This is a genomic window from Massilia sp. CT11-137 (assembly GCF_047302885.1).
Classification (GTDB): domain Bacteria; phylum Pseudomonadota; class Gammaproteobacteria; order Burkholderiales; family Burkholderiaceae_D; genus Telluria; species Telluria orientalis.
This window is the reverse complement of record NZ_JBKYMP010000001.1, coordinates 3,440,110-3,460,975: the sequence shown is the minus strand read 5'-3', so window position 1 is coordinate 3,460,975 and position 20,866 is coordinate 3,440,110. Positions and strand designations below refer to the sequence as shown.

Sequence of the window (20,866 nt, the reverse complement as noted above, 5' to 3'; positions counted from 1 at the left end):
GATCAAACGATACGATACTGGTCGAGTTGCGCCGCGCCCCGCATCGCCGGGTCGCTGATCGACGGCAGGCCGTTTTCCAGGTGGCCGGCGAAGCGCCGCAGCCAGCCCGGCATGCCGTTGACACGCGCCGCGTAGTCGTACCAGTTGGCGGTCTGCGCCAGCGACAGGCGCAACGTGCTGCGCGAGCGCGCGGGTACGCGCACGTCGGGGATCCGCATCGTCGTGTACTTGTTGGCGATGAGCTGGAAGGTGCATGGCTGGCCGCCGTTGTTCACGAAGTCGACGACGAGCTCTCCGGCCCGGCGGTCGGCGCGCACGACCACTTCCGGCAACGGGGCGTCCGCGGTGCGGCGCACGTCGCCCGCGACATGGCGGTGGAAGCCGTTCGGTCCCAGCACCCACAGGTCGTAGCCGGCGCCCGTCGTCCAGCGGCCCGTCAACTGCTTGCCCGCTTCGACCGTGTAGCGGCGCGGGACCTGGTCCAGGGCCAGGCGGTCGTACACGTGGAGCACGGCACCGGCTTCACCGGCATTCTCGAACGTGAGATCGACCAGGCCGCCGGTCGCGGACACCTGCGCCTGCACCTGCAATTCGTACGGCAGCGCACGGGCCGGCCGCACGCCGGCGGCCTGCACGGGGGCCGACAGGGCCGTCGGGATCGCCGGGACCTTGGTGCTGCCCAGGCTCAGCGCCAGCGCGCGCCGCGCGGCCGTATCGGGCAAGGCGGCCGCGCTGTCGTTCGGGTTCACGAAATCGAAGCAGGACAGGAGGTTGCCGCTCACGGCACGCCGCCACGGGCTGATGAGCGGCTCGCGCACGCCGAAGCGCGCCTCGATGAAGCGGACGATCGACGAGTGGTCGAACACCTGCGAATTGACCCAGCCGCCCTTCGTCCACGGCGAGATGACGTACAACGGCACGCGCGGACCCAGGCCATACGGACGGTGCAAGGTGCGCGCGTCGGCGCCGTTGAGGATGTGGTGGTATTCGCCGGTCGTGTCGACGGTCGATGCGCCCGCGAGCCGGGCCTGCGCCGGATCGGGGCTGTACGTCGTGTACGACGGGACGGCCGGCGGCGGCATGTGGTCGAAGAAGCCGTCGTTCTCGTCGAAGTTGATGATGAAGACCGTCTTGCTCCAGCTCTCCGGATTGGCCGTCAGCGCATCAAGCACGCGCGCGATGTAGTCGGCGCCCGACGCGGGGCTCGATGGCCCCGGGTGCTCGGACCCTTCGGCGGTGGCGACGACCCAGCTCACCTGCGGCAGCCGGTTGGCCAGCACGTCCGCCTTCAGCAGGTCGAGATCGCGCGTGCTGACGCCGCGGCTGCGCAGCGACGGCGAATAGCCCGGCCGCTGGTACCACGCGTTGCGGAACGAACGGAAGCCGGCCAGCGAATTGTCGGTGAAGTTGTCCGCCATGTTCTGGTAGACCTGCCAGCTGATCCCGGCCGCTTCCAGGCGCTCGGGATACGTCGTCCAGCGGTAGTCGGTGTTCGGGTCCGGATTGAAATCGTCGTGGCTGTTGTCGGTCGACGGACCGCCCGCGGCGCCCAGCGGGTCGTTATGGCCGGTGAACAGGAACAGGCGGTTCGTGTTGGTGCCGGTCTGCGTCGCGCAATGATAGTGATCGCAGATCGTGAAGGCGCGGGCGAGCGCGAACTGGAACGGCACGTCGGCCTCGGCGTAATAGCCCAGCGCATGGTTCTGCTTCACGGTACACCAGTCGTTCATGCGGCCGTGGTCCCACGCCAGCTGTGCATCCAGCCACGCGTGCGGCGTGCCGGCCACGCGCATGACCGGGAAATCCTGCACGGTATTCAGGCGGAACGGCGCGATGGCGCGGCTCTGCGGCCAGTTCGGACGCCCCGGCACCGGCGCGCCGCCGACGGTCTGCTGCACGAAGACCGTCTTGCGGTTGAAGAGGTTCCGCCGATCCATCACGGGAATCGGGAACGGATCGCCGAATCCCCGCACGCCTTCCAGCGTGCCGAAATAATGGTCGAAGCTGCGGTTCTCCTGCGTCAGCACGACGATGTGCTCGACGTCCTGCAGGCTGCGGGTGCGCTGGTTGGCCGGCAGGGCCAGCGCCTTCTGGATCGCGGGCGGGAAGGAAGCGAGGACGGCACTGGCGCCGCCGGCCTGCGCCAGCGTGCGGAGGAAGCCGCGGCGGCTCATGCGTGCACCATCGGCGCGGGAAACGCGAGATCGAAAGATTGCATTTGAATGTTCCAGGTTGATTATTGGAAATACACCTCATGCTCAACAAGGCTTCAGCGTAGGCATCGATGATGAAATGTTGATGACAAGTTAATTTTTCGAAGTTTTGATCTGGATCAACGATCTCACCTCGATCAAACCGGTAAGGTGGGCCCATGGACAAGTTCAACCCGCCGCCGGCCGACCCCTGGGCCGACATCGAACCGCCTACCGTGACCGACCGCCTGCTGCACGCGGCCCTGGGCCGCATGACGTCCGGCATTTCGCCCGCCGCGCTGGCGCTCGCGTGGATGGACTGGAGCCTGCACCTGGCGCAATCGCCGGGAAAATGGGCCCGGCTGTGCGACAAGGCCTTGCGCAAGGCCGGCCGTTTCGGCGACTACGCCGCGCGTGCCGCCGCCGGACCGGCGGCACCCTGCATCCAGCCATTGCCGCAGGACCGCCGCTTCGACGGCGCCGCGTGGCAGCGGTGGCCGTTCAACGTGATCCAGCAAGGCTTCCTGCTCAACCAGCAGTGGTGGCACAACGTCACGACCGGCATCGGCGGCGTCGCGCCGCACCACGAACAGGTCGTATCGTTCGTCGCGCGCCAGCTGCTCGACATGATGTCGCCCGTGAACTACGTCGCGACGAATCCCGAGGTGCTGCAGTCCACGGCGCAACAGGGCGGCATGAATTTCTCGAAGGGGGCGGCACACTTCGCGGACGACTGGTGGCGCCTGCTGGCGGACCGCCCGCCGGCCGGCACCGAGGACTTCGTGCCGGGCCGCCAGGTCGCCGTCACGCCCGGCAGGATCGTCCTGCGCAACCGGCTGATGGAGCTGATCCAGTACGCGCCCGCGACGCCCGACGTGCATGCGGAACCCGTGCTGATCGTGCCCGCGTGGATCATGAAGTACTACATCCTCGACCTGTCGCCGCACGATTCGCTCGTGAACTACCTCGTCGGGCGCGGCCACACCGTCTTCATGATCTCGTGGCACAACCCGGGCGAGGCGGACCGCGATCTCGGCATGGACGACTACCTGCACCTGGGCGTGCTCGCCGCGCTCGATGCCGTCACCGCCATCGTCCCCGACCGGCGCGTCAACGCCGCCGGCTACTGCCTGGGCGGCACCCTGCTCGCGATCGCCGCCGCGTACCTGGCGGGCCGGCGCGACGCGCGCCTGCAATCGCTCACGCTGCTCGCCGCCCAGACGGATTTCACGGAGCCGGGCGAGCTGTCGCTGTTCATCGACGACAGCGAACTGGATTTTTTGGAAGACATCATGTGGCGCCAGGGCTACCTGCAGACGCGCCAGATGGCCGGCGCCTTCCAGCTGCTGCGCTCCAACGACCTCGTGTGGTCGCGCATCGTCAACGACTACCTGCTCGGCCAGCGCCAGCCCATGAACGACCTGATGGCGTGGAACGCGGACGCCACGCGCATGCCGTACCGGATGCACAGCGAATACCTGCGCCGGCTGTTCCTGAAGAACGACCTGTTCGAGGGGAGATATCGCATCGACGGCAGGCCCGTGGCGCTGGCCGACATCCGCGCGCCGCAGTTCGTCGTCGCCACCGAATCGGACCACGTGGCGCCGTGGAAGTCCGTCTACAAGATCAACCTCGTCGCCGACGCCGACGTCACGTTCGTGCTCACGAGCGGCGGCCATAACGCGGGCATCGTCAGCGAACCGGGGCGCCGCGGCCGGCACTACCGCCTCGCGCGCCGCAGCGACGGCGACACGTACGTCGCCCCGGACGACTGGCTGGCCGCGACGCCCGCGCGCGACGGCTCGTGGTGGCCCGCCTGGGCCGACTGGCTGGCAGCCGGCAGCACGGGCCGCACCGCGCCGCCCGCGCCGGGCGCCTCGCTCGGCCCCGCACCCGGCCGCTACGTGCTGGAACGCTGAACCCTCACTGGAGAATCCCATGCAGAACGCTCTCATCGACCTGCGCGGCAAGCGCGGGCTCATTCTCGGCATCGCCAACGACCGCAGCATCGCCTGGGGCTGCGCCCGCGTGATGGCCGCGTGCGGGGCCGAACTGGCCGTGACCTACCTGAACGACGCCGCCGAACCCCACGTGCGCCCGCTGGCCGAAACACTGCGCTGTCCGCTCGTGCTGCCGTGCGACGTGCGCGCGCCCGGCCAGCTCGAGGCCGTGTTCGACGCGGTGCGCACCGAATGGGGCACGCTCGATGTCGTCATCCACGCGATCGCGTACGCACCGAAGGACGATTTGCAGGGCCGCGTCGTAGACTGCTCGGCGGCAGGCTTCGCGCTGGCGATGGACGTGTCGTGCCATTCCTTCATCCGCTGCGCGAAACTGGCGGAGCCGCTGATGCCGCACGGCGGCTGCCTGCTGACGTTCACGTTCTACGGCGGCGAGAAGGTCGTCCCCCACTACAACCTGATGGGCCCCGTGAAGGCGGCGCTGGAAGCGTCGGTGCGCGCGCTCGCGGTGGAACTGGGCAGCCGGCGCATCCGCGTGAACGCCGTGTCGCCGGGCCCGATGGGCACGCGCGCCGCGTCCGGCCTGGAACACTTCGACGAGCTCCTCGACGATGCCTGGTCGCGCGCGCCCGAGCACATGCTGGCCCGGCTCGACGACGTGGGCGCGTTCGCCGCCTTCCTGGCGAGCGACGGCGCGCGCCTCGTGACGGGCAACGTCGAATACGTCGACGCCGGCTACCACGTGCTGGGGTGACCGATGGACACCATCAGCAACCGCACGTTCGACGAACTGAAGGTCGGCGACAGCGCGAGCCTCGCCCGCACGCTGACCCGCGCCGACATCGAACTGTTCGCCGTCATGTCGGGCGACGTCAATCCGGCCCACCTGGACGAGGAATACGCGCGCAGCAGCATGTTCCATGAAGTGATCGCGCACGGGATGTGGAGCGGCGCCCTGATCTCCACGGTACTCGGCACCCAGCTGCCCGGCCCGGGCACGATCTACCTGGGCCAGTCGCTGCGCTTCCTGAAACCCGTGGGCCTGGGCGACACCGTGACCGTGCTGCTCACCGTCGCCCGCCTCGATCCGGACAAGCACCGCGTGACGCTCGACTGCACGGTGACGAACCAGCACGGCCAGCAGGTGGCGAGCGGCACCGCGGAGGTCATCGCGCCGGCCGAGAAGGTCGCGCGGCCCCGTATCGCGCTGCCGGAAGTCCGCCTGCGCGAGCGCGGCAGCCGCTACCGCGCGCTGCTGGCGGCCGCGCAGGATGCGCCGCGCGTGCATACCGCCGTCGTCCACCCGGTCGATACGGTGTCGCTGCTGGGCGCCGTCGAAGCGGCGCGCGAGGGCCTGATCACGCCGGTGCTCGTCGGCCCGGAAGCGAAGATCCGCCAGGCGGCGGAGCTGGCGAACGTCGACCTCGCGCCGTACCGCATCGTGCCGACCGCGCACAGCCACGCGGCCGCCGATGCCGCCGTGGCGCTCGCGCGCACGGGCGAGGTCGGCGCCATCATGAAGGGCGCGCTGCACACGGACGAATTGATGCATGCCGTCGTCGCCCGCGACACCGGCCTGCGCACGGGCCGCCGCATCAGCCACGTGTTCGCGCTGGACGTGCCCACGTATCCGCGTCCCCTGCTCCTCACGGACGCCGCCATCAACATCTACCCGACGCTGGAGGACAAGCGCGACATCGTCCGCAACGCGATCGACCTGGCGCACGCGCTGGGCATCGCGGCGCCGCGCGTGGCGATCCTGTCCGCGCTCGAGACGGTGTATCCGAAGATCGCGTCGACCATCGAGGCGGCCGCGCTGTGCAAGATGGCTGACCGCGGCCAGATCGAGGGCGCGATCCTCGACGGGCCGATGGCGTTCGACCTCGCCGTATCGGAAGCAGCGGCGCGCACGAAAGGGTTCGTGTCCCCGGTGGCCGGCCAGGCCGACATCCTCGTCGTGCCCGACCTGGAAGCGGGCAATATGCTGGCCAAGCAGCTGGAGTACCTGGCGGAAGCTCAGGTGGCCGGCATCGTGATCGGGGCGCGCGTGCCCATCATGCTCACCAGCCGCGCGGACGGCCCGCTGGCCCGGCTCGCGTCGTGCGCGCTCGCGTCCCTGCTCGTGCGCCACTCGACAGGTCTCGCCGTGATCGGATCATCATGAGCAAGGGATATGCATGCATCAACGCCGGCTCGTCCAGCATCAAGTACGCCGTCTACGTCGAACGGGGCGCGGATCTCGTCGCGACGGCGCACGGCCAGGTGGCGGGTCACGGCCCCGCGCAACTGCGTGCCGTCGTCGGCCAGGTCGAGAACCACCTCGCGCCGGCCCGGCTCGCGGCCATCGGCCACCGCGTCGTCCACGGCGGGAACGATCACGCGGGACCGGCGCTCGTCACGCCGGCCCTGCTGGCGGAGCTGCAGGCCCTCGCCCCGCTCGCGCCGCTGCACCAGCCGCACACCGTGGCCGGCATGGACGCGATGGCGCGCCTGCATCCGGGCCTGCCGCAGGTCGCCTGCTTCGACACCGCGTTCCACCTCGGGAACCCGCGGGTCGCGCGCCTGTACGGCCTGCCGCGCGCGCTCGCGGACGAGAACATGCTGCGCTACGGTTTCCATGGCCTGTCGTACACCCACATCGCCGACACCTTGCCCGCGATCGAACCGCGCGCCCGTGGCCGCGTCGTCGTCGCCCACCTGGGCAGCGGCGCCAGCATGTGCGCCATGGTCGACAGCCGCAGCGTCGCGACGTCGATGGGCTTTTCCGCGCTGGACGGCCTGCCGATGGCCACGCGCTGCGGCGCCCTCGACCCCGGCCTCGTGCTGCACCTGCTGCGCGCAAAACGGATGACGCCGGACGCGCTGGAACGCCTGCTGTACCTCGACAGCGGCCTGTTGGGCATCTCCGGCATCAGCGGCGACATGCGCACCCTGCTCGCGAGCCTGGAGCCGGCCGCGCGCGAAGCGGTCGACGTGTTCGTATACCGCATCGCGCGCGAACTCGGATCCCTGGCCGCGGCGGCGGGCGGCCTCGACGTGCTCGTGTTCACGGGCGGCATCGGCGAACACGCGGCGGCCATCCGCGCCCGCGTGTGCGAGCAGGCCGCGTGGCTGGGCGTGCGCCTCGACGCGGACGCCAATGCAACCCATGGCCCGCGCCTGCACGCGCCGGACAGCGCCGTCGCCGTGTGGGCGCTGCCGGCCGACGAGGAAGCCGTGATCGCGCGCGAGACGAAACGGGTCGCGGACGCTTATCCCTCGTAGGCGCGCAATCCGTCCGCGTCGAGGATCGCGATGTCGCGCCCGTCCACGCGCACGAGTTCGCGCCGCGTGAGATCGTTCAGCACGCGCGAAAAATACTCGGGCGTGATGTTCAGGCGCGACGCCACGAGGCGCTTGCTGACGGACAGCCGCACCGTCGCGCCGGATGCGGGCGCATCCTTCAGCAGATAGCCGACGACGCGCTGGCCGCCCGTGTGCAGGGTGTACGCCTCGACATCGGCGACAAGGCCGTGCAGGCGCCGGCTCATCCCGGCCAGCATGCGCCGGGCGAATGCCGCGCTCTGTTCCAGCTCGGCGAAGATGGCTTCCTTGCGCACGTGCAGCAGCAGGCAGTCTTCCAGCGCCGTCGCCGTCACGAAGTACGGCTTTTCCATGAACATGACCGCCTCGCCGAACGTCTTGCCGGGACCGAGGATCTCGATGACCTTTTCCTGGCCCTGCGGCGAAATGAAGGCCAGCTTGACCTGGCCGTACAGGATCGAGTGAAACCCCTCGCACGGGTCGCCCCGCTCGACGATGGTGCGGCCGCGGCCGACGTGCCGCTCGGTGGCCGCGGCGCCGACGGCGCGCAGTTCCTCCTCGCCGAGATCGGAAAACAGCGGCAGGCGGCGCAGGAAGGTGCAGGGGTCGATGGTGGCCACGGTCGCGGGACGTCATGAAATGGTCGGGATGCCGCCATTCTCGCGCGGTCGGGCGCCGCGCGGGATAGTCCGGAAGAACTAGGCGGCGTCCTCCATCGTGCCGACTTACGCGCGCGGGGAAGCCGCCTACAATCGGACCATCCTCCTCCTTGTCACGGATTTCCCCATGCAGCTCTCGAATTTTTCCGATTTCCTCGCCGCCGCGCGCACCCAGCCCGAGGCGCAGCGCCTGCTGTTCGTGTTTGCGGTCGCCGAACTGCCGCAGGCGCACACACCGGGCCAGGCGCGCCGCTTCGAGGAAGGCTGCGGCGGCGCATTGGCGCCCGTGATGTGCGTCGACAAGGGCCTCGACGAGCTCGCGGATTTCGGCGTGCTGGCCGACGAGTCGCGCGCGACGGGCCAGCCGTGGGACATGGTGTTCGTCGCCGCACTGGCAGGGGAACAGCAGGCGTCCGGCATCGACCGCGGCCTCAAGATGATGATCGACGCCGTGCACCGCGGCGCCATCGAACGGTTCCTCGCGTTCGACCCGGACGGACACGCCGTGCGATTTGCTTGAACCCGTTCAAGGCGAGAGAGGCGGCGCGTCATTATGCTCCATGCGTTACCGTTCACCCGCCCGCCATGACCTCTCCCTCCCTCGAACTCGTTTGCCCCGCCGGCAGCCTGCCGGCCCTCAAGGCCGCCATCGACCACGGCGCCGACTGCGTCTACCTCGGCTTCCGCGACGCGACCAATGCGCGCAACTTCGCCGGCCTGAACTTCTCCGAAGCCGCCATCGTCGAAGGCATCCGCTATGCCCACGACCGCAACCGCAAGGTCTTCCTCGCCCTGAACACGTATCCGCAGCCGGGCGGCGACGGCCCGTGGCGCCGCGCGCTCGACCGCGCCGCCACGCACGGCATCGACGCCGTGATCCTGGCCGACCCGGGCCTGATGGACTATGCGGCGCGCGTGCATCCGCAGCTGCGGCTGCACCTGTCCGTGCAGGGCTCGGCGACGAACATCGACGCCATCGCCTTCTACCACCGCCACTTCGGCATCGCGCGCGCCGTGCTGCCGCGCGTGCTGTCGCTGGCCCAGGCCGAAAAAGTCATCGAGCATTCGCCCGTCGAGATCGAAGTGTTCGGCTTCGGCAGCCTGTGCGTGATGGCCGAGGGCCGCTGCCAGCTGTCGTCGTACGCCACCGGGGAATCGCCCAACACGCACGGCGTGTGCTCGCCCGCGAAGGCCGTGCGCTGGACGCGGACGCCGCGCGCGCTGGAGGCGCGCCTGTACGACGTCCTGATCGACCGCTACGGCGACGGCGAGCAGGCCGGCTACCCCACCTTGTGCAAGGGCCGCTTCGACGTGGACGGCGAGACGTATTACGCGATCGAGGAACCCGCGAGCCTGAACACGCTCGAGATCCTGCCGAAGCTCGCGGCGGTGGGCGCGCGCGCCGTCAAGATCGAAGGCCGCCAGCGCAGCCCCGCGTACGTGGCCCAGGTCACGAAGGTGTGGCGCGCCGCGATCGACGCCTGCCTCGCGGAACACGGCCGCTACACGGTCCGGCGCGAGTGGATGACGAGCCTGGACAACGTCGCCGAAGGCAGCCAGCACACGCTGGGCGCCTACCACCGCCCCTGGAAATGACCCCGCACCGGAAGACCATCATGAAGATTGCCCTCGGGCCCCTGCAATACTACTGGCCGCGCGACACGGTGTTCGCGTTCTACGATGCGATGGCGGAGACGCCCGTCGACATCGTCTACCTCGGCGAAACCGTCTGCTCGCGCCGGCACGAGCTGCGTCCTTCCGACTGGCTCACCCTGGCCGAACGGCTGGCCGGCGCCGGCAAGGACGTCGTGCTGTCCACCCAGGTGCTGATCGAATCGCCATCCGACCTGAGTACCCTGCGCCGCGTCGGCGGCAACGGCCGCTTCCTCGTCGAGGCCAACGACATGGGCGCCGTCCACTGCGTCGACGGCCGCCCGTTCGTCGCCGGCCCCCACCTGAACATCTACAACCCGGCCACGCTGGCCGTGCTCGCCCGCGCCGGCGCCGTGCGCTGGGTCGCGCCGCTGGAAATGCCGTCGACCAGCCTCGCGGCCATGCAGGCTGCCCTGCCGGCCGGCGTGGAGACCGAGGTGTTCGCCTACGGCCGCATGCCGCTCGCGTTTTCCGCGCGCTGCTTCACGGCGCGCCACCGCAACCTGCCCAAGGACGATTGCCGCTTCAGCTGCCTGGAGCACCCGGACGGCCTCGTGCTGGACACGCAGGAAGGCAAGCCGTTCCTCGTCCTGAACGGCATCCAGACCCAGTCCGCGAAGGTCTACAACCTCGTCGACGTACTGCCCGCCATGCGCGCACTGGGCGTGGGCGTCGTGCGTCTCAGCCCGCAGTTGGCCCACATGGCGGACATCGTCGCCAGCGTGCACGGCGTGCTGACGGGCGCCCTGACCGGGGCCGCCGCGCGCGAGCGCATGGGCGCGTGGATGCCGGGCGCCGCCTGCAACGGCTTCTGGCACGGCCGCCCCGGCCTCGAGGAGGTCGCCGCATGAACGCCTCCCCCTACCGCCTGCCGGCGCCCGTCCGCCACGTCCTGTCCCGGTTGCCCGGCCGGCCCGGCGCGTGGCTGTTCGCGGCGGGCCTGAACGCCGGCCTGAAACCCCACCTGGACGACGACGTGCGCGCGCAACTGCTGCGCAAGCGGCTGCGCCTGGCCGTACTGGACGCGGGCGTCGCCTTCGACGTCGCGTGGAACGGGCGCTCGTTCGCGGCCGTGACGTCAAAGACGGCACCGGACGTCGTCATCGGCGCGACCCTGTACGACCTGGGCCTGCTGGCCACGCGCCGCGAGGACCCGGACACGCTGTTCTTCAGCCGCCGCCTGGTCATGGAAGGCGACACGGAGCTGGGACTGCTCATCAAGAATACGCTGGACGCCGTCGACCGTTGAAAGGAGAACCTGATGGGCCGTGACCGTACCGTTTTCCCCCTCGTCTATTCCTGCTCCGGCTGTTCCAGCGCGGCGCAGATGGCCAACCACATCGCGCTGGAACTCGACCGGGAGGAAGTCGCCGAGATGTCGTGCATCGCCGGCGTGGGCGGCGACGTGCCGTCGCTCGTCAAGCTGGCGAAATCCGGGCGGCCCGTCGTCGCCATCGACGGCTGTCCGCTCGAATGTGCGCGCCACTGCCTCGCGCGCCACGGAGTGACGCCGGACCTGCATGTCCAGCTGGCCGAACATGGCGTGCGCAAGCGCTACCACATGCAGTTCGACCCGGCCGAAGCGGCCGCCGTCGCGCGCGAGGTGGCGGACGACGTGGCGCTGCTCGCGGCGGAACGCCGAATGCTTCAACCAGTTTAAGGCGGGGCCGGCGGGCCTCGGGGATAGTGGTCGCCTGACTATCACCGAGGATCACATGAACGCCAACGAATCCCTCTTTGCCGCATCCATGCCGACGCAGGACGTGTCGGCCGACGTACTGCAGGAGAAATACGCGAAAGGCGACGAGACGACCGTCGCGCAAGTGCGCGCCCGCGTGGCCCGCGCGCTGGCCGCGCACGAACCCGAACCGCTGCGCCCGGAGATGGAGCAGCGCTTCCTGTGGGCGCAGGACCACGGCTTCGTGCCCGCCGGCCGCATCAACTCGGCGGCCGGCATCGGCCTGAAGGCCACCTTGATGAACTGCTTCGTGCAGCCGGTCGGCGACGCGATCAGCGGCCGCGACGGCGCCATCCCCGGCATCTACGGCGCCGTGGCGGAAAGCGCGGAAACGATGCGCCGCGGCGGCGGCGTCGGCTACGACTTTTCCGCGATCCGCCCCGCCGGCAGTCTCGTGAAAGGCACGGCTTCGCGCGCGTCCGGCCCCGTGTCGTACATGGCCGTGTTCGACGCGTCGTGCCGCACGGTCGAATCGGCCGGCGCCCGCCGCGGCGCCCAGATGGGCGTCCTGCGGATCGACCATCCCGACATCGAGGCCTTCGTCGCGGCCAAGGACGGCGGCGCGTTCAGCAATTTCAACCTGTCCGTCGGCGTCACGGATGCCTTCATGCGTGCCGTCCTGGATGACGCCGCCGTCGAGCTGACGCATGCGGCCGAACCGGGACCGGACGACCGGGCGAACGGCGCATACCTGCGCCCGGATGGCCGCTGGGTGTACCGCACGGTGCGGGCGCGCGACCTGTGGGACAAGGTGATCGGCTCCACCTACGACCACGCGGAGCCGGGCGTGCTGTTCCTGGACCGGATCAACGGCGAGAACAACCTGTACTACGCCGAGACGCTGGCGGCCACGAACCCGTGCGGCGAGCAGCCGCTGCCGCCGTACGGCTGCTGCGACCTGGGCTCGCTCGACCTCACGAAATTCGTGCGCCAGCCGTTCACGCCGGAGGCGCGCTTCGACCTCGACACGTTCCGCGACGTGACGGCCGTCGGCGTGCGCATGCTCGACCTCGCGCTCGACGCCACCGAATGGCCGCTGCCGCAGCAGGCGGCGGAAGGCCGCAACAAGCGCCGCATCGGCATCGGTTTCCTGGGCCTGGGCAGCGCGCTCGTCATGCTGGGCCTGCGCTACGACGCCGACGAGGGCCGCGCGTTCGCCGCCGACGTCACGCGCGCACTTCGGGACGCCGCGTACGATGCATCGGTGGCGCTGGCGCGCGAAAAAGGCGCATTCCCGCTGTTCGACGCGGAACGCTACCTGGACGGCGCGTTCGCGCGGCGCCTGCCGGACGAGCTGCGCGAAGCGATCGCCCGCCACGGCATCCGCAATTCGCACCTGATGTCGATCGCGCCCACGGGCACCATCGCCCTCGCGTTCGCGGACAACGCGTCGAACGGCATCGAACCCGCGTTTTCGTGGGTGTACCAGCGCAAGAAGCGCATGCCGGACGACAGCACGCGCATCTACGAGGTGGCCGACCACGCGTGGCGCCTGTACCGCCACCTCGGCCACGACGTGGCCGAACTGCCGGCGCAGTTCGTGACGGCGCTGGAGATGTCGGCGCAGGACCACCTCGGCATGATGGCGGCCGTGCAGCCGTACGTCGACGGCGCGATCTCGAAGACCGTCAACGTGCCCGCCGACTACCCGTTCGACGACTTCAAGGATTTATACACGGAGGCGTGGCGCGCGGGGCTGAAGGGCCTCGCCACGTACCGGCCCAACGCCGTCACGGGCAGCGTATTGAGTGTCGCGCCGCCTGTCGCCGAAGCACCGGACGCCGGCGTGCCGTACCACGTGGATCCGCTGCGCCGCCGTTTCGAGAGCCGCCCGGCCGGCGAACTGGAATCGGTCACCTCGAAGGTCGAATACACGACCCAGGAAGGCAAGAAGACGGTCTATCTGACCATCAGCTTCATGCGCGTGGAAGGACGGCTGAACGGGCGCGACCTCGCCATCGAGCGCCCGTTCGAGTTCTTCATGCCCGCGAACCAGCGCAGCGACGGCCACCAGTGGATCACGTCCACGATGCGCCTGCTGTCGCTGGCCGCGCGCGCCGGCAGCTCCATCGCCAAGGCGCTCGCCGACATGCGCGCCGTCGTGTGGGAAAAGGGGCCGGTGCGCTGCGGCCACCTGACGCGGGCGGACGGCGTGCAGGTGCCGATGTACCACGACTCGGAAGTGGCGGCCATCGCCTTCATGCTGCAGCGGATCCTGATCCGGCGCGGTTTCCTGGACGCCCACGGCAACCAGGTGCCCGCCGACGCGCTGGATCGCCTGCTGGCACGGCGCGGCACGCCGGACGAGGCGCCGGCACCGAACATCGCGGCGGTCGAAGAGACGGGCGCCAAGTGCCCGGAATGCGGCGCGCGGGCGTTGCGCAAGGTCGACGGCTGCACGCGCTGCACGTCGTGCCACTACCTGGGCGGCTGTGCCTGATTCGTAAAACCTGAAACCGGTTCAAGGACAAGGGCGGCGGGCCGCCCTACCCTGACGGTGTACCAACGACCCAACGCAAAAGGAGCATCATGCAACACGATTTCCAGTTCTCGGCCCCTCTCGCCTTCGCCGACATCGAACGCCTCACGAGCGCCCTGTGCACCCTGCCCGGCGTGCGCGGTATCGACCTTGAACCGGGCGGCCGCGAGATGCACGTGGAGTTCGACGAGGACGCCACGTCGACGCGGGACATCACCGCCGCGCTGCTGGGCGCCGGTTACGGCGAAGCGCGCAAGGAAAAGAGCGGCGGTTGCTGCGGCGGGTGCTGCGGTGGCTGAGAGCCTGTCCGGCGGCGTGCGCCGCCACGCCTGGCTCGCCACCGCCATGACGGCGCCGATGCTGCTGATGCCCGCCGTGCTGGCGTGGCAGGAGTGGGCGGCCGGCGACCGCATCGCCACGTGGGCCGGCGCCGGCGTCGCGGCGCTGGCGATGGCCGGCACGGTGGCCGGCATCGATGCGCTGATGCGGCGTGACGTTCATCCTATATTCCCGGAAGACTCCGTTGTAACAGGTTCGTCAAGCGACCTGCCTAGTCATCTTCCCATAGTCCCGCATCGTACATAAGCCGCATGGTGTAATTCACTTGCAGCGTTTGGTTGGGACCACATGCGATTTCCGTTTTCTTGCCCGATGCGCCGGGTGCGGACACAACGATCGAAGAGGTATCCCGAAGCGGATCCGCGAGGGTGTAGTGATATCCGTTGTTCGTGAACTCAATGGATGCGTTACCGTTACCGAACGAGTTGTATTTGAATAACCCGAGTGGCGGAGTCTTGATTGCAGGGTAAGCGAATGTCGGCTTCCCGGCGTTCGAAGCCCGGTACTGCAGGTAGCCCGTCGTGCGGGTCACGACGGGTGACGAACACAGCGAGAACACGCGCTTCCCGGTTTCGCAGTTCCACAACGTTATCTCGGCCTTGGTGCAAAGCGGGCTCTGCTGATACATGTCGCGGTACTGATCCAGGGCTGCGTCGGTGATCGAGGACACGGGCGCGTGTGCCTGTGCGTGAACCGTCGACGTGGCGAGCCCAAGGACAAGGAACAACGGCGCTGAAGCCAATTTTTTTGTTACGGCTGCCATTTGAAGGTGAACGTGTTGTCGGAGTTTGATTATCCAGGTAAACCAGATTTGTAGGTTGAGTACGACCCGAAAAACTCGACCGGCACCGCCAGCTCCCTGCTGGCGCGGGCGAGTTGGCGGCGTCAGGCGCTCCTGGCCGCTTCCAGCCTGAACATGCGGATCGTGTCGTTCAGCGTATGCGCCTGCTCCCGCAGGGCCTGCGCCGCGCCGGCCGCCTGCTCGACGAGCGCCGCGTTCTGCTGCGTCACGCTGTCCATCTGGCCCACGGCCTGGTTGACCTGTTCGATGCCGATGCGCTGCTCGTCGCTGGCCGCCGTGATCTCGGCCATGATGCCCGTCACCTGGCGCACGCTGGCCAGCACGCGCTGCATGGTGTCGGCCGCGCGGCCGGTGAGCGCCGTACCGCCCGCGATCTTCGCGGTCGAATCGTCGATGAGGTGCCGGATCTCGCGCGCCGCGGCGGCCGACCGCTGCGCCAGGTTGCGCACCTCGGTGGCGACGACCGCGAATCCCTTGCCCTGTTCGCCGGCGCGCGCGGCTTCCACCGCGGCGTTGAGCGCGAGGATATTGGTCTGGAACGCGATGCCATCGATGATGCCCGTGATGTCCGCGATGCGGCGCGCGCCGTCGCTGATCTCGCCCATCGTGGCCGCCACGCGCGCCACGGCGTCGCTGCCCTCGGCCGTGATCGTCGCCGTGGCCGCCGCCAGCGCGTTCGCCGCGCGCGCATTGTCCGCGTTCTGCTGCACGGTGCCTGTCAGTTCCTCCATCGACGAGGCGCTCTGCTGCAGCGCGCTGGCCTGCATCTCGGTGCGCGCCGACAAGTCCATGTTGCCGCTCGCGATCTGCGAGGACGCCGTGGCGATCGTCTCGGTCCCGCGCCGAACTTCGCCGACCATCGTGCCGAGGCTCGCGTTCATTGCCGCCAGCGCGCCGAGCAGCTCGCCGACTTCGTCCTTCGAACCCGCCTCGATCCGGCTGGTGAGATCCCCGCCGGCCACGCGCTGCGCCACCGCGACGGCGCTGCGCAGCGGCAGCACGATCGAACGCGCGAGGCGGACGGCGAAGACAAGGCCGACGGCCAGCGCGGCGGCGCCCAGCGCCAGCATCAGCACCCGCCCCGACGCGATCCGGTCCTGCACGGCCTTGCCCGCGGCGACCGCGCGCCCCTTCTGCAGGACGTTGAGATCGTGCACGGCCTGCTGCAACACGTCCAGGCGCGGCAGGGTTTCCGCCAGCACCAGTTGCTGCGCCTCGGCGCGCTTGCCCGCGTCGACGAGGGCGTTCACCTGCGTGAACGAGGCCACGTACGCCTCGCGCCGCTCGGCCACGCGGGCCAGCACGGCCTTGCCTTCGTCGCTGGCGACCAGGCGGCGCAACGTGGCCAGCGCGCCGTCGATCTCGTGCCGGTTCGATGCGATTTTCTCGCGCACCCGGGTGCGGTAGCCGTCGTCCGGCGCGATGAACAGCTCCAGCGTGCGGCGCGCATTCGCCCGCGTCATCGTGTCGATGGTGGCGGCGGCTTCCGCCTTGGCCCAGTCGTCGTCGATCAGCGTCGCCGTCGCCTGGCCGGCGTCGTGGAAGCGCTGCAGCCCGACCGCGACCACGAGCGCGAGCAGCACCAGCACGAGGCCGAAGCCGGAGGCAAGGCGCGTGCCGATCCTGAAATTTGACATTGCCATATGAATTCCTTTCGTTTCGACACTTTCTTGCCAATAGGAAACTGAGTCTAGCGGCAGGCCGCGTGGCCCGACATACGCCGAAAGAACTAGCTCCCGTCATCCGTCATGCCGACTGCCAGAGTGGCGCGCGGTCTCTACAATCTTCACCATCAACCCTTTGGAGAACCGCGATGTTGCGCGACCGCTACGGCCGAACGATCGAATACCTGCGCCTGTCCGTGACGGACCGCTGCGACCTGCGTTGCACGTATTGCATGCCGACGGGTTTCAAGGGGTTCGAGGAACCGGAGGACTGGCTCACGTTCGACGAGATCGAGCGCCTGCTGCGCGCGTTCGCCCGCCTCGGCACGCGCCGCATCCGCCTGACGGGCGGCGAGCCGCTGCTGCGCCGCCATGTCACCGACCTGGCCGGCCGTATCGCCGCCATCCCCGGCGTGGACGACCTGTCGCTGTCGACCAATGCCACGACCCTGCGCCGCCACGCCGAGGCGCTGCGCAAGGCCGGCGTCGCGCGCATCAACGTCAGCCTCGACACGCTGGACCGGCGATGCATGGAATCGATCACGGGCCGCGACAGCCATGCGCGCATCCTGGACGGCATCATGGCCGGCAAGGAGGCCGGGTTCGATCCCATCAAGATCAACATGGTCGCGATGCGCGGCGTGAACGACAGCGAGATCGAGCGCATGGCCGAGTTCTGCATCGGCCACGGCTTCGTGCTGCGCCTGATCGAGGTGATGCCGATGGGAGAGACCGGACAGAACGCCGCCTACATGGACCTGCAGCCCGTGCGCGAACGCCTGCAGCAACGATTCGACCTGGTGCCGCAGGCGCTGGAACTGGGCGGCGGTCCGGCGCGCTACCTCGCCACGCGCGACGGCAGGAGCAGCATCGGCTTCATCACGCCGATGTCGCAGCATTTCTGCGCCACCTGCAACCGCGTGCGCCTGGCCGTGGACGGCACCCTGTACCTGTGCCTGGGCCAGGAAGAGAAATTCGAATTCCGTCCGCTGCTGCGCGCTGGAGCCAGCGACGCGGAGCTCGACGCCGCGATCCGCCACGCCATCGAACTGAAACCCCACCAGCACGACTTCACCGCGCGGCCCGAGAAAATCGTCCGCTTCATGTCGCAGACGGGAGGCTGACATGCAGGACATCGAGCGCTTCATCCGCGGCTTTTCCCGCTTCCAGCAGCGCTTCATGAGCGAGCCGGTCGTGCGCGCCTCGCTGCGCGATGGACAGCATCCGTCCACGCTCGTCATCGGCTGCCGCGATGTGCGCGTGGACCCGGCCCTGCTGACGGGCTGCGACCCGGGCGACAACTTCGTCGTCCGCAACATCGCGAACCTCGTCCAGCCGCTGGACGCCGCGGCATGACGACGACGCCCGATTATCCGCCGATCCCGGGCCACCTGCGCCTGTCGACCCGCATCGCCGGCGCCCTGATCGGCTTCCTGCTGCTGGCGCTGACCGCCATCGGCACGACGTTGTGGCTGTCGTGGCAGCTGGAAGGCTCGGCGGCCGCCATCAACGAAACGGGCGGCGTGCGCAAGCAGGAATACCGGCTCGCGATGCTGCTCGGCCGCGAGGTGCACATGCCCGGCGGCGGCTACGCGCGCGATGCGCGGGCGCAGATCGCGACCATCGATGCGACGCTGGCGCTGATCGACCGCGGCGACCCGCAGCGGCCCCTCGGCCTGCCGCCGACGGCCGCCATCCGCGACAGCTTTTCCCTGGCCACGCTGCGCTGGCAGCGCGAACTGCGGCCGCTCGCGCTGCAGGTGCTGCAGGCGCGGGGCGACGAGCGCCTGCCCCCGCTGCGCGACTTCCTCGGCCGGGTCGATGGCTACGTCGCCCAGATCGACGCCATCGTGGGCCTGATCGAACGGGACAACGAGGTGCGCACGTTCTGGCTGCGCTGCTCGCAGCTGGCGCTGATGGCGCTGGCGATGGGCGGGACCGTCGTCCTCGTGTACCTGATGTTCAGCCTCATCGTCGACCCGGTCGAGCGCCTGCATGCCGGAATGCGCAGCATGGCCGACACGGATTTCGGCGTCCGCCTCGACGTGGCCAGCCAGGACGAATTCGGCCAGCTCGCGACGGGTTTCAACCGGATGGCCGACCGCCTGGAACAGATCTACGCGAGCCTGGAAGACAAGGTACGCGACAAGACGGCCGCGCTGGAAGGCCAGAACCGCGAACTGGCGCTGCTGTACGACAGTGCCGCCTTCCTGCAGGTGCGCCAGACGCTGGAACCGATGTGCGAAGGCTTCGTCGAGCGCATCATGCGCTACTTCGGCGCGGACGGCGGATCGGTGCGGCTCATCGACGCCAACACGGACAAGGTGCACCTCATCGTGCAGGCCGGCCTGTCCGACGAGATGGTCAAGGCCGAACGCTGCATGCCGGTCGGCGACTGCCTGTGCGGCGAGGCGGCGCAGGGCAGGCACCCCGTCGTGCGGCTGCTGCGCGCCGTGCCCGGCCCCGACGTGTCGCGCTGCGCGCGCGAAGGATTCGCGACGGTGTCGGTGTTCCAGATTTTCGCCCAGGACCAGCATCTCGGCGTATTCAGCCTGCATTTCCGTACCGAGACATCGTTCAACGAGCGCGAGACCGCCCTGCTGGAAACGCTGGGCCGGCTGCTGGGCACCGCCGTCGAGAACATGCGGCTCGCGGCACGCGAGCGCGAAATGGCCATCTCGGAAGAGCGCAACATGGTGGCGCGCGGCCTGCACGACAGCATCGCCCAGGGCCTGAACTTCCTGAACCTGCAGGTGCAGATGCTGGAACAGTCGCTGCACGACGGGCAGCAGCAGGATGCGGCCGCGATCGTGCCGCTGCTGCGTGCGGGCGTCAAGGAAAGCTACGAGGACGTACGCGAACTGTTGCAGAATTTCCGCAGCCGGCTGGAAGAGGATGACCTCAACAGCGCGCTGCGCAAGGCCGTGCGCAAGTTCCGCGACCAGACGGGCGTGGAGGCCAGCTTCAAGGCCGAAGGGGGCGGCGGCCTGCCGTTCCCGCGCGAGGAGCAGCTGCAGCTCCTGTTCATCGTGCAGGAAGCGCTGTCGAACATCCGTAAACACGCGCATGCCGACAAGGTGCTCGTGCAGGTCCGCGACGGTCAAGACTTTTCGCTATCGATCAGCGATAATGGTGTCGGGTTCGATTCCGTCGCCGTGCCCGCGTCCGGCGACAGCCACGTGGGCTTGCACATCATGCGCGAACGGGCCCGGCATATCAACGCCGACCTGGCCATCGAATCCGCGAACGGCGCCGGCACCACCGTCCGCCTGCACGTCCCGAGCGCGCACCGGCGGGCCGCTTGAATCGAATGGAGTTTCGGATGGAAGACATCGGGCAAGACACCCGCGAGCCGATCAGCGTGCTGCTGGTCGACGATCACACGTTGTTCCGCAGCGGCGTACGTTCGCTGTTGCAGCGCAATCCGCGCTTCACCGTCGTCGGCGAGGCATCCGACGGCATCGACGGCGTGAAGCGGGCGATGCAACTGAAACCCGACGTGATCCTGCTCGACCTGCACATGCCCGGCATGACCGGCGTGGAGACGCTGGAACTGATCCTGCAGGGGTGGCCCGAGGCGGCGGTCATCATGCTGACCGTGTCCGAGGAAGGCGAAGACCTGGCCACTGCCCTGCATGCAGGCGCGCGGGGCTATTTGATCAAGAACATCGACGCCGACTACCTGCAGCGCGCCATCGAACGCGCGGCCGCCGGCGAATCCGTGCTGGCCGAATCGATGGCCGCCAAGCTCGTGGCACAGCTGCAGAAACAGCGCGAACCCAAGCCGGCCGCGCCGCCATCGGACCTGGACAAGCTGACGCCGCGCGAACGCGAGATCCTCGCGTGCCTGGCCCGCGGCGAAAGCAACAAGCTGATCGCGCGTGTGCTCGACCTGGCCGAGAGCACGGTCAAGATCCACGTGCAGAACATCCTCAAGAAGCTCGGCCTGTCGAGCCGCGTGCAGGCGGCGGTGTTCGCCGTCGAGCAGGGTTTAGGAAGCGGCCCCGATCGACAGGGTTGATCGATCGTAGGGTGTGTGGCACCCCGTGCCCACGCGCAACGCGTGCGGTCCGCGA

The 20,866-nt window shown here is 69.1% G+C and carries 19 protein-coding genes and 1 pseudogene; 16 read left to right on the top strand and 4 right to left on the bottom strand.

What is annotated here, in order from left to right; translation table 11 throughout:
* Positions 1-2: 2 nt before the first annotated feature.
* Complete coding sequence (locus tag ACEN98_RS15500) at positions 3-2,174, bottom strand: phosphocholine-specific phospholipase C (RefSeq protein WP_413385699.1); 2,172 nt, start codon at positions 2,172-2,174, stop codon at positions 3-5.
* A 197-nt stretch (positions 2,175-2,371) separates the two neighbouring features.
* On the opposite strand from ACEN98_RS15500, the gene ACEN98_RS15495 reads away from it, so the two are divergent.
* Genes ACEN98_RS15495 through ACEN98_RS15480 form a run of 4 tightly spaced genes read left to right on the top strand, consistent with a single transcriptional unit; the run spans position 2,372 to position 7,417 of the window.
* Entirely contained in the window at positions 2,372-4,111 is a 1,740-nt protein-coding gene (locus ACEN98_RS15495) for a PHA/PHB synthase family protein (protein WP_413385698.1), read from the top strand.
* 34 nt (positions 4,112-4,145) lie between these two features.
* Positions 4,146-4,907 carry an enoyl-ACP reductase FabI gene (gene fabI, locus ACEN98_RS15490; RefSeq protein ID WP_413346180.1) on the top strand — a complete coding sequence of 254 codons (762 nt, stop codon included), beginning with the start codon at positions 4,146-4,148 and terminating at the stop codon, positions 4,905-4,907.
* A gap of 3 nt (positions 4,908-4,910) precedes the next feature.
* The gene (locus tag ACEN98_RS15485; protein WP_413385697.1) at positions 4,911-6,317 is read left to right on the top strand and encodes a bifunctional enoyl-CoA hydratase/phosphate acetyltransferase; all 1,407 of its coding nucleotides are present in this window, start codon (positions 4,911-4,913) and stop codon (positions 6,315-6,317) included.
* Positions 6,314-7,417 carry an acetate/propionate family kinase gene (locus tag ACEN98_RS15480; protein ID WP_413385695.1) on the top strand — a complete coding sequence of 368 codons (1,104 nt, stop codon included), beginning with the start codon at positions 6,314-6,316 and terminating at the stop codon, positions 7,415-7,417. Before ACEN98_RS15485 ends, ACEN98_RS15480 begins: the two co-directional genes overlap by 4 nt.
* Here the strand turns inward: ACEN98_RS15480 and ACEN98_RS15475 are convergent.
* Positions 7,405-8,076 (bottom strand): Crp/Fnr family transcriptional regulator, encoded by a 672-nt coding sequence (locus tag ACEN98_RS15475; protein WP_413385694.1) that lies wholly within the window; start codon positions 8,074-8,076, stop codon positions 7,405-7,407. The two genes, ACEN98_RS15480 and ACEN98_RS15475, sit on opposite strands and share 13 nt — an antisense overlap.
* A 166-nt stretch (positions 8,077-8,242) precedes the next feature.
* Between ACEN98_RS15475 and ACEN98_RS15470 the strand changes: the two genes are divergently transcribed.
* From ACEN98_RS15470 to ACEN98_RS15435, 8 genes and pseudogenes are all read left to right on the top strand, one after another.
* Positions 8,243-8,635, top strand: a complete 393-nt coding sequence (locus ACEN98_RS15470) for a ribonucleotide reductase subunit alpha (protein WP_413385693.1) — start codon at positions 8,243-8,245, stop codon at positions 8,633-8,635.
* Between the two features lie 65 nt (positions 8,636-8,700).
* The gene (ubiU, locus tag ACEN98_RS15465) at positions 8,701-9,711 is read left to right on the top strand and encodes a ubiquinone anaerobic biosynthesis protein UbiU (RefSeq protein ID WP_413385692.1); all 1,011 of its coding nucleotides are present in this window, start codon (positions 8,701-8,703) and stop codon (positions 9,709-9,711) included.
* Between the two features lie 20 nt (positions 9,712-9,731).
* Positions 9,732-10,619: a ubiquinone anaerobic biosynthesis protein UbiV gene (gene ubiV / locus ACEN98_RS15460; protein WP_413385691.1), complete on the top strand. Its 888-nt coding sequence runs from the start codon at positions 9,732-9,734 to the stop codon at positions 10,617-10,619.
* Positions 10,616-11,011: pseudogene (ubiT, locus tag ACEN98_RS15455) on the top strand (ubiquinone anaerobic biosynthesis accessory factor UbiT); the annotation flags it as partial. The gene ubiV and the pseudogene ubiT, both read left to right, overlap by 4 nt.
* 18 nt (positions 11,012-11,029) lie before the next feature.
* On the top strand, positions 11,030-11,428 hold the full coding sequence (locus ACEN98_RS15450; protein ID WP_413385690.1) for a putative zinc-binding protein: 399 nt from the start codon (positions 11,030-11,032) through the stop codon (positions 11,426-11,428).
* Between the two features lie 55 nt (positions 11,429-11,483).
* Positions 11,484-13,946 (top strand): adenosylcobalamin-dependent ribonucleoside-diphosphate reductase, encoded by a 2,463-nt coding sequence (locus ACEN98_RS15445; RefSeq protein ID WP_413385689.1) that lies wholly within the window; start codon positions 11,484-11,486, stop codon positions 13,944-13,946.
* 89 nt (positions 13,947-14,035) lie between these two features.
* Positions 14,036-14,284, top strand: coding sequence for a heavy-metal-associated domain-containing protein (locus tag ACEN98_RS15440; protein ID WP_413385688.1), 249 nt, complete (start codon positions 14,036-14,038; stop codon positions 14,282-14,284).
* The gene (locus tag ACEN98_RS15435) at positions 14,277-14,570 is read left to right on the top strand and encodes a hypothetical protein (RefSeq protein ID WP_413385687.1); all 294 of its coding nucleotides are present in this window, start codon (positions 14,277-14,279) and stop codon (positions 14,568-14,570) included. The genes ACEN98_RS15440 and ACEN98_RS15435 overlap by 8 nt, the downstream gene beginning before the upstream one ends.
* Here the strand turns inward: ACEN98_RS15435 and ACEN98_RS15430 are convergent.
* Together ACEN98_RS15430 and ACEN98_RS15425 are read right to left on the bottom strand one after the other, a co-directional pair.
* The gene (locus ACEN98_RS15430; RefSeq protein WP_413385686.1) at positions 14,536-14,994 is read right to left on the bottom strand and encodes a hypothetical protein; all 459 of its coding nucleotides are present in this window, start codon (positions 14,992-14,994) and stop codon (positions 14,536-14,538) included. The genes ACEN98_RS15435 and ACEN98_RS15430 overlap by 35 nt on opposite strands.
* A gap of 215 nt (positions 14,995-15,209) precedes the next feature.
* Entirely contained in the window at positions 15,210-16,769 is a 1,560-nt protein-coding gene (locus ACEN98_RS15425; RefSeq protein ID WP_413385685.1) for a methyl-accepting chemotaxis protein, read from the bottom strand.
* Between the two features lie 170 nt (positions 16,770-16,939).
* Here ACEN98_RS15425 and moaA point away from each other — a divergent pair, with 170 nt between their 5' ends.
* The 4 genes from moaA to ACEN98_RS15405 are packed head-to-tail and all read left to right on the top strand — an operon-like array spanning position 16,940 to position 20,811.
* Entirely contained in the window at positions 16,940-17,914 is a 975-nt protein-coding gene (gene moaA, locus ACEN98_RS15420) for a GTP 3',8-cyclase MoaA (protein WP_413385684.1), read from the top strand.
* Between the two features lies 1 nt (position 17,915).
* On the top strand, positions 17,916-18,146 hold the full coding sequence (locus ACEN98_RS15415; protein ID WP_413385683.1) for a carbonic anhydrase: 231 nt from the start codon (positions 17,916-17,918) through the stop codon (positions 18,144-18,146).
* Positions 18,143-20,095, top strand: coding sequence for a type IV pili methyl-accepting chemotaxis transducer N-terminal domain-containing protein (locus ACEN98_RS15410; protein ID WP_413385682.1), 1,953 nt, complete (start codon positions 18,143-18,145; stop codon positions 20,093-20,095). Before ACEN98_RS15415 ends, ACEN98_RS15410 begins: the two co-directional genes overlap by 4 nt.
* Before the next feature lie 17 nt (positions 20,096-20,112).
* Positions 20,113-20,811, top strand: coding sequence for a response regulator (locus ACEN98_RS15405; protein WP_413385681.1), 699 nt, complete (start codon positions 20,113-20,115; stop codon positions 20,809-20,811).
* Positions 20,812-20,866: the final 55 nt, after the last annotated feature.